This is a genomic window from Bacillus sp. 103mf (genome assembly GCF_900116295.1).
GTDB lineage: Bacteria > Bacillota > Bacilli > Bacillales > Bacillaceae_G > Bacillus_A > Bacillus_A bruguierae.
Map to the genome: position 1 here is coordinate 1 of NZ_FPAF01000008.1, position 14154 is coordinate 14154.

The window sequence follows — 14154 nt, forward strand, 5'->3', positions numbered from 1 at the left end:
TGATGGCACTTCTTTTAGAAAAGGATATCTCTTTTTATCGATTGTTTGTTGTTTTTGCATATCAGAGCGTGTATACGATTGTTTATTTTCTTTATATTTTCTTTGTTTATCTAAAAGAGCAGAGTTATAAGTTTGACGACAATATTGTAACCAACGTTCTAACATTTCTTTTTGTTCTTGAGTTGGAAAAATTTCATACTTTTGGCTGAGCAACATTGTCATCACCTACCTCTTTTTTTGTTGTAGGGTTTCAGATTCCCATACACAAAACAGAATATACGTTCTGTTTTGTTTCTAGTACTAATATACATGATGTTACATAAAAAGGAAAGAGAAATTTCGTGCTATGCACGACCAACATTCATCCCCTCCCTACCACTTGGGCTATGCCCTGCACGTGCTTGAGGAAGGGGACTTCTGTTGGAATTTTGTTAAAATAATGCTGCCCCAAAAGGTTATTATTACACAACTTTGGGGGGCAAGTTCTTTTATTCCTTCTCGATACGTACAAAAAATTGTTGTCATTTTTCTTACAGTATGCACAGATAAATTATCTTTGCACATTCATTATTATTTAATGTGTAGAGATGAGTTGAATCTTTTCAAAGAATGCTTGTAATCGTATAAATTCTTCTTCATTTCCACGTGTTGTAAAAATTTCTTGTTCCTGATGAAAAACAACAATAGCAGGAAACGTTTTAAAAAGCGCAAATACATGCTTCGTTTCTTTTATTTTATTAATTTGATGAAAAGGTATTTGTAATGAAATAGGAAGCTTTCCAAATATTTCACCGTAAAATAATAACTGCTGTTCAGTATAAGCTAAAATACCTTTCACAGGAGTAGGATTTGCATTTGGTGTTCCTACTAAACCAGACATTCCATTTTGCATTTCGTAATAAGCTGAGGTCATTCCTTGGATATTTTCAGTTGAAGATATCCTCTCTTGAAATTCTTTCATTGCTTGTTCTTTTAGACCCATGTTTATCACTCCATTAATAAAGATGTATAATAAATATTTTACTAGAAAAGAGAAACGAAATATGAATAAAAATGCTACTTATTAACTGAAGATTTTTATCCTACATATATTTATCTAAAACATCCCTTCTTGTTCGAAAGCCAATCTTCCCATGCATCTTCATGTTGTTTCACAAAGAGTGGTGGGAATTGGTCAATTGGAAAATACTTAAGCTCTAACGTTTCATTACCATCTGTTTTTAACGTTCCACCTACTGTCTTGCATTGAAAAAAAAACACAATCGTCTGCGCTTGATCTCCATTTGGGTATTCATCGTAATATTTCGTATATACGCCAATTAAATGTTCAACTGTTACTTTTAATCCTGTTTCTTCATATACTTCACGAATGGCCGTTTCTTCAGCAGATTCACCAAGTTCCATCGCACCACCAGGAAACCCCCACGCATTTCTATCTCCTCGTTTTTGCAGAAGCACTTCGCCTTCTTCGTTACAAATAAGTCCACCTGCAAAATTAAGAAAGATTCGTTCAGACCCAACTTTCTCTCGAATAAAACGAATATAATCCAGCTTTTTAGTCATATACATCCCCCTATATTACTCCATACATTTTTCTAAATCGTACCAAATAAACATGATATAATCATAATATACAGAAAGGACTGAATACAATGTTAACATTACGAGATACAGTAAAAAATCTACTCCATGAAGATGAAACGATCCTTTATCACACACAATGTTCTCTATCTTTATTTCTACATAAAGGACCATCTGTACCAGGAGTTATACTAACAACAAATAAAAGATTGTTGTTTATATATAAAGAAAAAGATACCTCTAATCCTACACGATATGAAGAATACATTTACAAACATATTGAGGAAGTAAAAGAACACCCTTATTTTTTCAGCTTTCACATCGCTATTTACTACAACAATGATTGGGTACAATTTCGAGATATCTATGATAAAAATGCAAGAAAGCAACTTTGTTCCATTATACAAAAGCAAGTTACAAGTAGCCCTATATCCTAAGGCTACTTATTTATGTATCTCTTCACTAAAACATCTTCTACATTGTAGTATAACGAAAAATAGTTTTATTTTTTAGAAAATTTTGTTAAAATATTCAAAAAGATTGTACCGGAAAGGAAGAAACAAATGATACATAAATTAAAAGAAAATATCTCTTCTGTTTTTGTCGGAAAAGAAAATGTGATTGATCTCCTCTTAGTTTCTTTATTAGCAGATGGACACGTCTTATTAGAGGATGTACCTGGAACAGGAAAAACATTGCTGGCAAAAACAATTGCGAAAAGTATTGGCGGGCAATTTTCGCGTGTACAGTTCACACCTGATGTATTACCGAGTGATGTAACAGGCATTGAATACTTTAATCCGAAAACAAGTGAATTTGAACTGCGCCTTGGTCCTGTTATGACAAATTTATTATTAGCAGATGAAATTAACCGTGCGATGCCACGTACACAATCGAGTTTATTAGAAGCAATGGAAGAAAGGCAAGTAACACTTGAAAAACAATCCACACTTCTTCCGAAACCATTTTTCGTAATCGCAACGCAAAATCCAATTGAATCACAAGGAACATTCCCTCTTCCAGATGCCCAGCTTGATCGCTTTTTAATGACCGTTTCGATTGGTTATCCTTCTCCAGAAGAAGAGCTACAAATGATGCGACGTTTTCGAAAGAACAAACCGTTAGACGCGCTTCATCCGGTCATCACACTAGAAGATATAATCCAATTACAAAATAAAGTAAAAGATGTTCATGTATCGGAACCTTTGGAAGACTACATCATTAAACTCGCTAACGCAACTCGTAATCATGATTTTATTGCAAATGGAATTAGTCCGCGCGGAACACTCGCTTTAGTGAGGGCAATTCAAGCTCTTGCCTTTTTACGTAATCGCGAATTTTGTACACCAGAAGACGTACAATTTCTACTTCCTTACATTTGGAAGCATCGTATTATTTTATCTATGGAAGGTGCTCTTCGTACGACAAAACAAGAGATTATAGAAGCAATTTTGAAAGAAGTTGATGTGCCGGTGGAGATTGAGCAAGCATGAATGGTCAACGTCTCGTCTCCGTCCCATTAGTATTTCAAAAACATATCGTTCAATTAACGATTCCAATTGCCCTGTTGTTCACATTTTACTTACCGCAATCACTTATCATATATCCATTTCTGTTTTACTATATATTTTCTTTTTTTATTTATCGGTATGTGACTTACATAGAGAATCACTTTCAAATTATCAATAAGAAACAAACAACAAGGCTATTTCCTGAAGAAAACGGACAACTATCCGTTATGTTACAAAATGAAGCAAAATTACCGCTAGTGAATGGGAAATGTTTTTTTCATATAAATCCATCGCTCGTTATCCAACCAAGCAACAGTCTAGATCAAATATCAAAAACGCTCTTTTCTTTCCCATTTTCACAACGTGCTCACTCACAACAAATGTGGGATATAACTTTTAAAGCGACAAGACGAGGCGTTTTCCAAATTGAACAGTTTGAATGCATCATTGGTGATCCCTTTAACATCATTCAAGTTCATTTACCAATTATACATAAATTAAAAACAGAAATTATTGTCTATCCTACCCCGAAGCAAGTTGCAGGGCTACAAGAAATACAGCAACTAGTACTAGGCTCTTACAGAACAAATTTTTCTTTTTTTCATGATGAAATGTCCATTGTCGGAGTAAAACAGTATGAAAGGGAATCATTTCGCTCCATCCATTGGAAGGCATCAGCGAAAATGCAAAGTTTACAAGCAAAGCAATATGAAGCAGTAAAAAATTACAGCTGGACAATTTGCATCTGCCTTGCCTCAGATCGAGGACTTGGATGGAAAGAAAACATAGAAGACTTGATTTCTTATGCAACATACATTTGTCAAATTGCAACAGAAAAGAAAATTCCCTTTGAATTATTTATTAGTATTTTAGTAGCAGATGGACCGCTGCACTTGACGTTGAATGATGGTCCCACGCATTATGCAAAAGTATTGGAAGAACTTGCGCGTATTTCAGAAGATAGTACATTACTGCCGCGAGATGGTTTTCTGCATTATATGCTGCGAAAAAGAGCGAGGTCGTCTACACTATTTTTCCTTGGCGTCCCTAAGTACCATATCCCTCATACAATGCAGCCAACATATATTGTTCACGATGAAGGAGTGGTGGAACAACTTGAATACATGGCTACGGTACGTTAATAATTTTATTCTTCTTCTCCTCCTTTCCTTATTAACTGAAAAAGGAGAAGTTGTACACATAGTTTTGTTTCTTCTAGTCAGTCATATTTGCTTGCTGCCTATTATGAAAATTAGTAAAAAGAAAAATAGATGGCTTACAGCACTATTTATTCTACAAGTCATTGTTTGCTATTCGTTGGCGTTATTTTCTTCTATAAGTTCCGTATTATTGCCGTTTTTCTTTTTTCTTGTGTACGCAAAAGATGATGTTTCACCCTTTCATAAATTATTAGGAGCATTTCTATGGTCTTTTTGTTCCTTTCTCCTCCATATGCAGTTTCCATCCATATGGGAAATAGGATTACTTATTTTGTATACACTTCTAACATTGTGGATTACAAGTTTCAATCGAAACCAACAAATGTTGCGTTTGTTCTCAATTACAGCTATCGGAATTTTGGGTTTTTTATTCATCCCCATACTCTCTTACGTACGAACTGGTATCGCTTATGCTCTGCAATGGATTGCTTTAGGATTAGGATATATTCTAAACCCACTATTTCTATCAGCTGAACAGAAGCAGAAAGATGATTCTTTGAATCTTAATTTAGGTCAGGGTAATTCGCCGCCTCCACCGGTTCCAGAAAAAGAATATGATCCATTCATTTTACAATCTATTACTATCCTTATCATAGTAGTTGCTGCCATATATGTGATTTGGAAACTATTTAAGCAACGTCATGAGATAAACTTTGGGCGTATGTCTTCCTATGAACCTATCGTTGTTGGTTCAGAACAAGAAAATATACAAAAGCGAAACCGAAAGTTACGACCACCAAACAATGCAATTCGCAAAGAAATTTTTAAACTTGAAAAAAAATTAAAACCACCCTTAAATCGGCAGCGTGGTGAAACAGTGGAACAATGGATGGAAAGACTTGGCACTGAAGAAGACATATATATTCAGTCCAACATTATTATAGAAGCATATAGTACTGCCAGGTATGGAGAGAAAGAAGATAACACCCTTCTTCAGCAATTCAAAACAGAAGCGCATACATTATATAACTACAAAAAGGTAGTTAATAAGAAAAAATAATATAAAAAGCTTTCAAGACCTCCATGAAAGCAATGTAAAAAATAAAGGAGAGTATGCATTAGTCATTTACAACATGTGCTCTCCTTTATTTTATTAAGTGAAAACTACCATCATTATTTTTTTGTTTATTGCTGTCTAAATTTAGAAATTAAGATTTAATCAAAACATGCTCTAATTTATTATCTTTCTCCTTCTAAAATAACAGCCACTAAAAAAAGAATGAATTTCCCTACAATTCCTCTTGCGTAATTCCTTCCTTGTAGTTAGAATGAATTATAATTAGGTAATCTAATTAAAGGAGTAGACATAAAGAAAATGCGTAAGAACGGAAAAGGAACATATTCAGATGATACCTTACCAAGATTGGGTATTCACCCTTATTTAGACCTTATTAATCACTCTGCATCATCAAGTACAAACCGTAATGATGCCTCTATGGGCTTAATCATGTTATGGTTAAGCGATAATATCTTAGATGTAATGGATCAAGAGTTAGCTCACTTCGGGATTACAGAAAGCAAACTTGATTTGCTAATCTTAATAACTCTGCATGATAACAAAGTGATAACGCCTTCAGCAATAGCTGAACGTTTAGGAATTAGGCGGGCATCTGCAACTTCTATGATTGATTGGTTGGAAAAAAGAAACCTTGTTACACGAAAACCCAGCTCGTTTGATCGCAGAAAAATCCATGTCAGTATTACCGAAGAAGGCCGTACATTTGTTGAAAAAGTATTGCCAACATATTGGTCCGTTTGTGCCTCTATTTTTGATGAATTAGATCCTACTGAGCGCCAAGTATTTGAGAAAATCATCAAGAAATTAAATGAAAATATGCAAGTACGACTTGGAGTTGGGCGATAAAGTGAAACTTTAATCAGTGGGGGTTTTCTTCATCCTCCACTGATTATTAGTTGAACCAATCGGGCTTTTACGGGCAGTTTATCTCCCACCTAGCTTCTTTGCTTTCGCCGAATTTTGAGGTGGGAGTATTACTGCCCGTTAATGCGGGATAAATAACAATTAACAGCTACCTATTCAAAGTGATAGTAGCTCTTTTTCCAACTTTTTAATTAGGTTATCTAACTATAAGTTAATATAATTAAAATAAAGGTGAAGGTGATTTTATGATCGCGATCGATTTTGAAAAACAGCACAACTATAATCTTATGACACTCATATTATGCTGGACTGGAATGGTTGTTATGTCCAGTTTATATGTAAGTATCCCACTCATTACCATGTTTAGTGATAATTTTCATGTTTCTCTATCGCAAGCAGCTACAACTTCTAGTATATTTTCAATAGGTTTTGCTAGTGGATGTTTTATTTACGGTGCGATTTCTGAAAAATATGGCCGCAAAAACGTTATATGCATTGGACTAATTTCTTTAAGTGTCATTTCATTACTGCTTGGAATGGTTCATTCTTTCTCATATATTGTTGTATTAAGAGGTCTACAAGGTTTAGCTGCTGCAACATTTTCACCAGTAGCGTTAGCGTACACACTAGAAGTATTCCCTAACGAAAGAAAGGTTGGTGCTGTTGGTTTTATTAGTACAGGATTCCTCGTTGCCGGAATCGTCGGTCAAGTGTTTAGTGCTTACGTAAGCCAACAATTTCATTGGCAATTTGTTTTTTACTCCCTTTCTGCAGTTTATATTCTTACTGCATCAATAGTGTTCTGGTTACTACCAACAAGTATAAGTCATAATCAAAAGAAAAATATTTGGGAGCCAATGAAGCAACTCGGCATTGTCTTTACTAATAAAAATCTAATATTTAGTTACGTAATAGCGTTTGTTCTACTCATGTCTTTCGTTAGTATGTACACCACCTTAGGACAATATTTAACTAATCTACCTTTCGAAATGAACAATCACGAACTTCTTTATATTCGTTCATTCGGGGTCCTAGGAATGATATTGTCTCCACTAGCAGGTAAATTAGCAAAACGTTTTAGCGTTCTGTTTGTACTTCAGTGGGCGCTACTTCTCTCCATTTTCGCCCTAGCTTCGATGGGCTTTCTTACAAACATATTCTTTTTAACAGTAATGAGTATAGTCTTTGTAAGTGGCATTGCACTCTCCGTACCTTCTTTAGTTTCTCTTGTTGGTCAATTAGGAGGTAAAGCTCGTAGTATTGCAATATCAATGTACACAGTCATTTTATTTGCTGGAACAAGTTTTGGTCCAATTATCTCTTTTACATTTATGAAAGCTTTCAGTTTCACTACGACGTTTATTCTATTTGCAGCCATACTCGGTCTAGGCTTACTTGCAGCTTGTCTCGTTAAGCATGAAAATTCATCAATAGTTGAAGTGAAATAAAGAGATTTCCGCTACTTTTAATATGTAATGATTCATTCCATCACATAAAAAAGAGGATACCTTTATATCCTCTTTTTTATCATACATTTCCCTATTTCTTTACGTTGTCACAATATGTTCCACACACTCAGGTAAATGTTTGAGCTTTGTTGTTAAAAAAGCAGGTTGCGTATGAAAAAGATGTAACTCCTCTAGCGGAACCCACTGGAATTCAAACTCTCGACCACCATCTTCTCTTATAAAAGAACCCGTTTTTGGAATAACGCAATCTTCTAAATGAGTTTCATAGTAAAAACCAATTTCATGAAACTTATGATTATCATATGTAAAAAACTTCTCCACAATCCATATTAAACGTTTTACATTCGCATGCACTTCTAATTCTTCTTGAAGCTCTCTTTTCAAAGCAGACTCACTACTTTCCAGCATTTGAACTCGTCCGCCAGGTAGACACCAAAAAGTATCTCCCTTCCCGCGATGAAGAAGAACCTGTCCATTCTCTATACATACTGCCACTACGCGATAATTAAAACGTTTCCCATCCTCTGTAAAAACAATATCCATCCCGATTCCTCCTCATATCTATCTGATCAATAAAAAACCCACAAATTCCATTATAAGAAATTTGTGGGTTCTTTCCTAATTATTCCGCAAAATTTTTCGCAACTTCTCTCGCTTGTGCAATTGCTTTTTCTTTAATACTCTCTGCTTCATTCGGCATTTGATTCATACCTTCTACAAAAATAGATTGCACATCTGTAATTCCAACAAAACTCATAATGGCCCGAAGATAACGATCTCCAAATTCCATTTCTTTTGCTGGTCCTTCTGAGTATATACCACCGCGTGCTTGAATATGAACGGTCTTTTTACCAGATAACAAACCAACAGGACCTTCTGCTGTATACTTGAATGTTTTTCCTGCAATACAAATTGTATCAATATACGCTTTCATAAGCGGTGGAAAACTAAAATTCCACATCGGTGTTACAAATACATATTTATCCGCTTCTACAAATTGATCTGTTAATTTATTAATTGCAGCGACCTTACTTTGTTCTTCAGCAGAAAGATTTTCAAACACTGTCCCTTGTTGTAGCTTTCCCCATCCACTAAATACATCCGCATCAATGTAAGGAATATTAGTTTTATATAAGTCAAGTTCAATAATTTCATCATTTGGAGCCTTGCTACGATACACTTCTAAAAAAGCTTGTCCAACTGAAAGTCCATATGATTGATCTGGTGTTTTTGGATTTGCAGTAATGTATAAAACTTTGTTCAATTGTGATCTTTCCTTTCGAAATATAAATTCAACCCTCCTTATATTGCCTTTTATATTGATTTTTATTAAAAATTTTATATCGTTTTGCTACTTACATCATTTATATACTTTACGAATAACACTCGACTTCCACCTTTTCCGTCATAGTTTGTATGTACAGACACTCCATCCACTTCATCATCCCCTCTTTCAATTTCAAATCCGATCTCACGATGAAATTGAATAGACTTTTTGTTAGCTGGAGATGTTATTGCTTTTACAACATGACGGCCATTCGATCGAACTGCATCAAAAAAGGAAGAATACAATGCCGATGCAATCCCTTGCCTTCTAAATTTCGGATTTACACCAATGAAATGAACATATGCCTCATCCTCAAAAGTTTGCGAGAAAAAGCCACATATAAACCCTGCAATTTCATTGTCTTTTTCAATAATAAAACTAGTTTCTTGAAAATGAATAAAAAAGAGTTTTGGCAGCATATCTGCCATCTGTCTCCCGCCCCACCAGTCATTCATAACAGAATGAATTGTAGTATAATCCTCAGGTCTAATTTTCCTAACGTGCATATGTCATACCTCTCTTTTTCCATCAATGTTTATATTATTAGATATTAAAATACACATTCCTTTTTAACTTCCAAATTCATTTTTGCAGATTCATATGAGATAATTAAATTAAAATAAATGAAATTAGGTGGAAAATATGTACAAAAAGCCTTCTTTTGGCGAGAAAAAGCAGCATATAGAATACACCTTACGTCCAAGTTCTTATGCAATTATTTTTAATGAAGATACTAGTAAAATAGCCGTTATCCAAAATGGAGTAAGATACTTTTTACCTGGCGGTGGAATAGAAAATAGTGAAACAAAAGAAAGCTGCTTACATCGTGAACTATTAGAAGAATTAGGCTGGGAAATTGAAGTGCAGCACTATATTGGAAATGCTGAGCGTTACTTTTATGCTGAAAAAGAAGATACACATTATTTAAATGATGGTCATTTTTACATATGTAGCAAAATGCGAGATTACCATGTTCCTACAGAAGATAGCTACATTTTACATTGGGTATCTTCTTCTGAAGCACAGCAGTTGCTTGTTCACGATCATCAACAATGGGCTGTCAGGCAAGCAATGTTATTACACAAACAAAAATAATTGCTTTTTCTGAGAATGATCACCTTTTTATTCCACAAAAAATAACATTAATCTTTAATCACCATATTTAACCAATACTTTTATTGGTTTTATTTTTTCTTCACTCAGCTCTTGAAAACACTGAATTAATTCTCGATGTGTTATTTCATGTTCAAATAGCTGACTTATAAATCGAGTATGCTTCACATACTGTAAGAACCAGCTTGCATGTCTTTTATAATCTAATCCATCACTAGAACCAACTATACATAGTTCCTTTTCATAAAACTCTGGTGTTAAATAAAATTCTTCTTTTTTCCATTCAAGATGCTTTTTTCCGCATAGAACGAGGGAATGTTGTTCCATCTTTCCCCATTCTTTAATAACTATAACTGTCTTCAATTAACATAGTTCCTTTTTAAATAAGTGCATACCATTTCGCATATGATACAGCTCATATTCTCTTTGAAATCTACAGCAAATGAGACTTCACCCTACTTAACTTCCATTATATTACTCTTCACTCATTTCTTTCAATTCTAAAAATTGACACTTCTTTTATGACATTATATCTACATTCCGAACACAAAAAATGACCACACCCTTACGATGCAGTCATTTCCATACTAACTTACCTTCTTTAAATTCAATACTGGCTTCTTCACTGTTCCTTTTTTCACAACATATAACCCAGCGAAAATTACAAATCCACCGAACAACTGCATAATGTTTACCTGTTCGCCAATCGTTACGGCCGCAAATATAACAGCAAATAACGGAACGAGATACATATAAACCATTACTTTCGTTGAACCAATTTTACTAATTCCAACGTACCACATTGCAAGTCCAAAAATGGTCGCAAAAACAATAGAGTAACCTAATGATCCCCAGCTTAACATGTCAGTTGGCCATGTTAAAGAGTCGCCATTTATAAAGCAGTATAATACAAGTGGTACAATTCCTAACAAAGTCGACCAAGCTGTTACGCGCATTGCAGAATATTTCGTTATAAGCGGCTGAGCCAGAATCGGATACCAGCCCCATGCAATCGACGCGGCTAATCCAATTATATTTCCAATCCATGCGTATTCATATGCAGACTGGTTTGTATGCCCTGTTAATAACACAAGTGCTGCTCCGCTAAAAGAAAGCATAGATCCGATTTGTATTTTTAGGGAAAAGCGTTCCTGTTTATGTAATACCGCTAAAATCCCCGTAAAGATTGGTGACATTGCAATTAATAATGAAGCATTCGTCGCAGATGTATATTTTACTGAAAGCATAAATAGTGTTTGATATAAAGTTGTCCCTACAATACCAACCACCAAAAGTCTAAGCCAGTCTTTTCTCTCTATACGTAACGAGCGTTCCATAATAAAGGTAATAAGTAACAAAATTGGAGATGCCACTAAAAAACGCATACTATTAAATTGAACGGACGACATATATGCCACCCCATATTTTCCTATCGTATAGTTTGCTCCCCATACTAATGCAACTAACATCAGGAGCCCTTCCATTTGCCTTTGTTTCATCAAAACCTCTCCTTCCCTCATTTAGCATAGTAAAATTGGCCCAATGTAACACCATCCAATTGGCTGTTTTTTTACCCAGCCAATTTGCTATAATGATGATAATGAAGTAACAAGGAGAGACGTTACAAATGAAATGGTCATTAGATACTGATAGTAAAATCCCAATCTATCAACAAGTTGTTGATTATATTGAAAGACGTATTGTATATGGAGAGCTTCCACCCGGCAGTTTTCTTCCGTCAGAACGTAAGCTAGCAGAGCAGCTCAAGGTGAATCGAAGCACAATTACAACAGCCTATAATGAACTACGTGCAATGGGAATTGTTGAAAGTACAACAGGAAAAGGAACGCGTGTAAGCACACATATGTGGGGCGTATCTCCGAAATTCACACCAAATTGGAGGGGGTTTGTAGAGGGCGGGACATTTTTACCTAATTTACCACTCCTTCGCTACATTCGTGAGCAAGTGCAGCAAAATGACAATATCATTGATTTTGCAAACGGGGAGCTTGGATGCGATTTGTTCCCGCACCAGCAATTACAAGCGATTTTACGCGAACAACCGTTAACACAATCGTTAAGTTATGATCATCCTCAAGGCTATCTTCCTTTACGACAAGCTGTAGCTACATATATGAAGGAGCACTTACAAATTGATGCAACTGAACAATCGATTATGATTACTTCCGGTGCCCAGCAAGCACTGCATCTTATTGTGCAATGTTTATTAAATCCAGGTGATGCTGTAGCATTTGAAAGTCCATCGCATTGTTATTCGTTGCCTCTTTTTCAATCCGCAGGCATTCGAATTTTCCCATTACCTGTTGATGAACACGGGATTAATCCCGATGATGTAGAAGAGCTATATCGTAAGCATCGGATTAAAATGATTTTCTTAAATCCAAATTACCAAAATCCAACAGGAACGCTCCTACACCCGAAAAGAAGAGAAACTCTTTTATCTTTATGCGCAGATCTACGCATTGCGATTGTTGAAGATGATCCGTCAAGTTTATTAACATTAGAAAACAAAAAGCAAGCATGTTCAACCTTAAAATCCATTGATTCAAATGGAACGGTCATTTATGTCCATTCCCTATCCAAAATGATAGCACCAGGATTACGAATTGGTTGGCTCGTCGCTCCGCAGTCCGTTGTTGAGCGTTTATCAGATGCACGGCATCAAATGGAATTAGGCTTAAGCATATTTCCGCAATGGCTTATGCAGCAATTTTTTGAAACTGTTCCATTTGAAACACATTTACAACAGTTACGGTCTGAATTAGTACAAAAAAGAAATATATTAGCAGATGCGCTGCAACATTCACTTCAGAAAGAACTCTCATTTTCCTTGCCAACAGGAGGAATTTATATATGGGGGAAATTACAACAACCTATCAATGAAAAACAGTTGATAATGCAAAGTCTAAAACAACAAGTTGCCTTTATGCCCGGCAGTATTTTCGGTGCAAAAGATGGATATATTCGTCTATCGTATGGAAAAGTTGATGTAAGCCGCATTGCCGAAGGAGTCTCTCGTCTACAACAGGCGATTCATTTATCTCATATATAAATGGTCAATCTATCTCCTTTTCCTTTTTTCAAACAGTATATAATACCGTGATTTTCCTATCTGAAAATAAACGAATTACCTAGAAATACAGTAGGTATCTGTACTTCTAGGTAATCTTCATTACCTTAATTCCTGCTAAAATATGTACATACCATTCCATATATGACATACACTCATATTCTCTTCATTCCCTTCAAATTCTACTGCGAATGGTACCTCTCCGTTATTCGTTAATTGATTCTGAACGATCCCATTCCCAATCGGTTCACAAAATTGAATTGTTATTTTCCCAAGAGAAAAACTTTGAGATATCGCATTCCACTCCTTATTTATTTTGGGCGGATTCATTTCTATCTGCAGTAAATCTTTCCATCGTTTACTTGTTTCATTTACATTAGTAACAGCATAGAACACTGTTTTCATTCCAATTATGTGATTGTTATGAGGCGAGATTACTCCTTTTTTCTGTAAATCATCCCTTCTTTTTTCATCCGATTCACTCCACTCAATGAAAAATGGGAATCTAGGGCCGTCTCCTTCTTGTTCAATAAATAGCATTTTCCAGCTTAATAGAGTTCCATCATCCTGCATACGTTTCCCTTCCAATGGACCGTTTATATGAAATCCCTTTGCTACCAGTCTCTCAGCAAGCTCTTCTATCTGTTCTGTACGCAGTGCAATTTGAAGCATTCCTTCTCCTATTTGTAACTTATGAATAGCTTGTTGAATAAGGGGATTCTCTGCTTCGATTGCAACCTCTTGATTTTGCACTGCTAAAAACTCAATGTATGCTAAATCAAAATAACATAGACTATTATGTGTCCCCCAATTCGTATGCTCTCCTCCTTGAACTACATGAAATCCATGTCGTTTCATTTGATTTATCACCTCAGCTGGAGAGCCTTGAACGCCTTGAACAAGATGATCAAACTGTAACATCTCCTCACCACCCTTACTTTTATTCTTTTAGTGTATTAT

At 35.3% G+C, this 14154-nt stretch carries 17 protein-coding genes; 8 read left to right on the plus strand and 9 right to left on the minus strand.

The annotated features are described in order from the left end of the window. The 3 genes from BM350_RS17085 to BM350_RS17095 form a co-directional block, all read right to left on the minus strand. Window positions 1–222, minus strand: a 222-nt coding sequence (locus BM350_RS17085; protein ID WP_170857733.1) for a helix-turn-helix domain-containing protein, incomplete at its 3' end; no start/stop codon positions are given. A gap of 352 nt (window positions 223–574) precedes the next feature. Then, entirely contained in the window at window positions 575–982 is a 408-nt protein-coding gene (locus tag BM350_RS17090) for a hypothetical protein (protein WP_090917135.1), read from the minus strand. Between the two features lie 110 nt (window positions 983–1092). Continuing rightward, the gene (locus BM350_RS17095) at window positions 1093–1563 is read right to left on the minus strand and encodes an NUDIX hydrolase (RefSeq protein ID WP_090917133.1); all 471 of its coding nucleotides are present in this window, start codon (window positions 1561–1563) and stop codon (window positions 1093–1095) included. A gap of 89 nt (window positions 1564–1652) precedes the next feature. Here BM350_RS17095 and BM350_RS17100 point away from each other — a divergent pair, with 89 nt between their 5' ends. From BM350_RS17100 to BM350_RS17125, 6 genes are all read left to right on the plus strand, one after another. Then, on the plus strand, window positions 1653–2018 hold the full coding sequence (locus tag BM350_RS17100; RefSeq protein ID WP_090917129.1) for a PH domain-containing protein: 366 nt from the start codon (window positions 1653–1655) through the stop codon (window positions 2016–2018). Between the two features lie 126 nt (window positions 2019–2144). Next, window positions 2145–3074 carry an AAA family ATPase gene (locus tag BM350_RS17105; RefSeq protein ID WP_090917128.1) on the plus strand — a complete coding sequence of 310 codons (930 nt, stop codon included), beginning with the start codon at window positions 2145–2147 and terminating at the stop codon, window positions 3072–3074. Further along, complete coding sequence (locus tag BM350_RS17110) at window positions 3071–4234, plus strand: DUF58 domain-containing protein (protein ID WP_090917126.1); 1164 nt, start codon at window positions 3071–3073, stop codon at window positions 4232–4234. Before BM350_RS17105 ends, BM350_RS17110 begins: the two co-directional genes overlap by 4 nt. After that, the gene (locus BM350_RS17115; RefSeq protein ID WP_090917124.1) at window positions 4209–5312 is read left to right on the plus strand and encodes a DUF4018 domain-containing protein; all 1104 of its coding nucleotides are present in this window, start codon (window positions 4209–4211) and stop codon (window positions 5310–5312) included. Before BM350_RS17110 ends, BM350_RS17115 begins: the two co-directional genes overlap by 26 nt. 315 nt (window positions 5313–5627) lie before the next feature. Further along, on the plus strand, window positions 5628–6176 hold the full coding sequence (locus tag BM350_RS17120; RefSeq protein WP_090917122.1) for a MarR family winged helix-turn-helix transcriptional regulator: 549 nt from the start codon (window positions 5628–5630) through the stop codon (window positions 6174–6176). A 263-nt stretch (window positions 6177–6439) separates the two neighbouring features. Then, window positions 6440–7642: an MFS transporter gene (locus BM350_RS17125; RefSeq protein WP_090917120.1), complete on the plus strand. Its 1203-nt coding sequence runs from the start codon at window positions 6440–6442 to the stop codon at window positions 7640–7642. Window positions 7643–7741: 99 nt separating this feature from the next. Here the strand turns inward: BM350_RS17125 and BM350_RS17130 are convergent, their stop codons facing one another. The 3 genes from BM350_RS17130 to BM350_RS17140 form a co-directional block, all read right to left on the minus strand. Continuing rightward, complete coding sequence (locus BM350_RS17130) at window positions 7742–8206, minus strand: NUDIX hydrolase (RefSeq protein WP_090917118.1); 465 nt, start codon at window positions 8204–8206, stop codon at window positions 7742–7744. A 79-nt stretch (window positions 8207–8285) separates the two neighbouring features. Next, entirely contained in the window at window positions 8286–8927 is a 642-nt protein-coding gene (locus BM350_RS17135) for an FMN-dependent NADH-azoreductase (protein ID WP_090917116.1), read from the minus strand. Window positions 8928–9001: 74 nt separating this feature from the next. After that, window positions 9002–9496 carry a GNAT family N-acetyltransferase gene (locus BM350_RS17140; RefSeq protein ID WP_090917114.1) on the minus strand — a complete coding sequence of 165 codons (495 nt, stop codon included), beginning with the start codon at window positions 9494–9496 and terminating at the stop codon, window positions 9002–9004. 136 nt (window positions 9497–9632) lie between these two features. Between BM350_RS17140 and BM350_RS17145 the strand changes: the two genes are divergently transcribed. Continuing rightward, window positions 9633–10085 carry an NUDIX hydrolase gene (locus tag BM350_RS17145; RefSeq protein WP_090917112.1) on the plus strand — a complete coding sequence of 151 codons (453 nt, stop codon included), beginning with the start codon at window positions 9633–9635 and terminating at the stop codon, window positions 10083–10085. A 54-nt stretch (window positions 10086–10139) separates the two neighbouring features. Here the strand turns inward: BM350_RS17145 and BM350_RS17150 are convergent, their stop codons facing one another. Further along, on the minus strand, window positions 10140–10466 hold the full coding sequence (locus BM350_RS17150) for a hypothetical protein (protein WP_090917110.1): 327 nt from the start codon (window positions 10464–10466) through the stop codon (window positions 10140–10142). A gap of 224 nt (window positions 10467–10690) precedes the next feature. Next, entirely contained in the window at window positions 10691–11602 is a 912-nt protein-coding gene (locus tag BM350_RS17155; RefSeq protein WP_090917108.1) for a DMT family transporter, read from the minus strand. Between the two features lie 128 nt (window positions 11603–11730). Here BM350_RS17155 and BM350_RS17160 point away from each other — a divergent pair, with 128 nt between their 5' ends. Continuing rightward, window positions 11731–13176 (plus strand): MocR-like pyridoxine biosynthesis transcription factor PdxR, encoded by a 1446-nt coding sequence (locus BM350_RS17160; RefSeq protein WP_090917107.1) that lies wholly within the window; start codon window positions 11731–11733, stop codon window positions 13174–13176. Between the two features lie 135 nt (window positions 13177–13311). On the opposite strand, the gene BM350_RS17165 is transcribed toward BM350_RS17160, so the two are convergent. Next, a complete protein-coding gene (locus BM350_RS17165) occupies window positions 13312–14115 on the minus strand; it encodes a VOC family protein (protein WP_090917105.1) in 804 nt (267 codons plus the stop codon). Between the last annotated feature and the right edge of the window lie 39 nt (window positions 14116–14154).

What these genes read in the sequence shown, in the direction of transcription:
- BM350_RS17090 (WP_090917135.1), bottom strand. Translation starts at nt 982, where the DNA reads ATGGGTCTAAAAGAACAAGCAATGAAAGAATTTCAAGAGAGGATATCT.
- BM350_RS17095 (WP_090917133.1), bottom strand. Translation starts at nt 1,563, where the DNA reads ATGACTAAAAAGCTGGATTATATTCGTTTTATTCGAGAGAAAGTTGGG.
- BM350_RS17100 (WP_090917129.1), top strand. Translation starts at nt 1,653, where the DNA reads ATGTTAACATTACGAGATACAGTAAAAAATCTACTCCATGAAGATGAA.
- BM350_RS17105 (WP_090917128.1), top strand. Translation starts at nt 2,145, where the DNA reads ATGATACATAAATTAAAAGAAAATATCTCTTCTGTTTTTGTCGGAAAA.
- BM350_RS17110 (WP_090917126.1), top strand. Translation starts at nt 3,071, where the DNA reads ATGAATGGTCAACGTCTCGTCTCCGTCCCATTAGTATTTCAAAAACAT.
- BM350_RS17120 (WP_090917122.1), top strand. Translation starts at nt 5,628, where the DNA reads ATGCGTAAGAACGGAAAAGGAACATATTCAGATGATACCTTACCAAGA.
- BM350_RS17125 (WP_090917120.1), top strand. Translation starts at nt 6,440, where the DNA reads ATGATCGCGATCGATTTTGAAAAACAGCACAACTATAATCTTATGACA.
- BM350_RS17130 (WP_090917118.1), bottom strand. Translation starts at nt 8,206, where the DNA reads ATGGATATTGTTTTTACAGAGGATGGGAAACGTTTTAATTATCGCGTA.
- BM350_RS17140 (WP_090917114.1), bottom strand. Translation starts at nt 9,496, where the DNA reads ATGCACGTTAGGAAAATTAGACCTGAGGATTATACTACAATTCATTCT.
- BM350_RS17145 (WP_090917112.1), top strand. Translation starts at nt 9,633, where the DNA reads ATGTACAAAAAGCCTTCTTTTGGCGAGAAAAAGCAGCATATAGAATAC.
- BM350_RS17155 (WP_090917108.1), bottom strand. Translation starts at nt 11,602, where the DNA reads ATGAAACAAAGGCAAATGGAAGGGCTCCTGATGTTAGTTGCATTAGTA.
- BM350_RS17160 (WP_090917107.1), top strand. Translation starts at nt 11,731, where the DNA reads ATGAAATGGTCATTAGATACTGATAGTAAAATCCCAATCTATCAACAA.
- BM350_RS17165 (WP_090917105.1), bottom strand. Translation starts at nt 14,115, where the DNA reads ATGTTACAGTTTGATCATCTTGTTCAAGGCGTTCAAGGCTCTCCAGCT.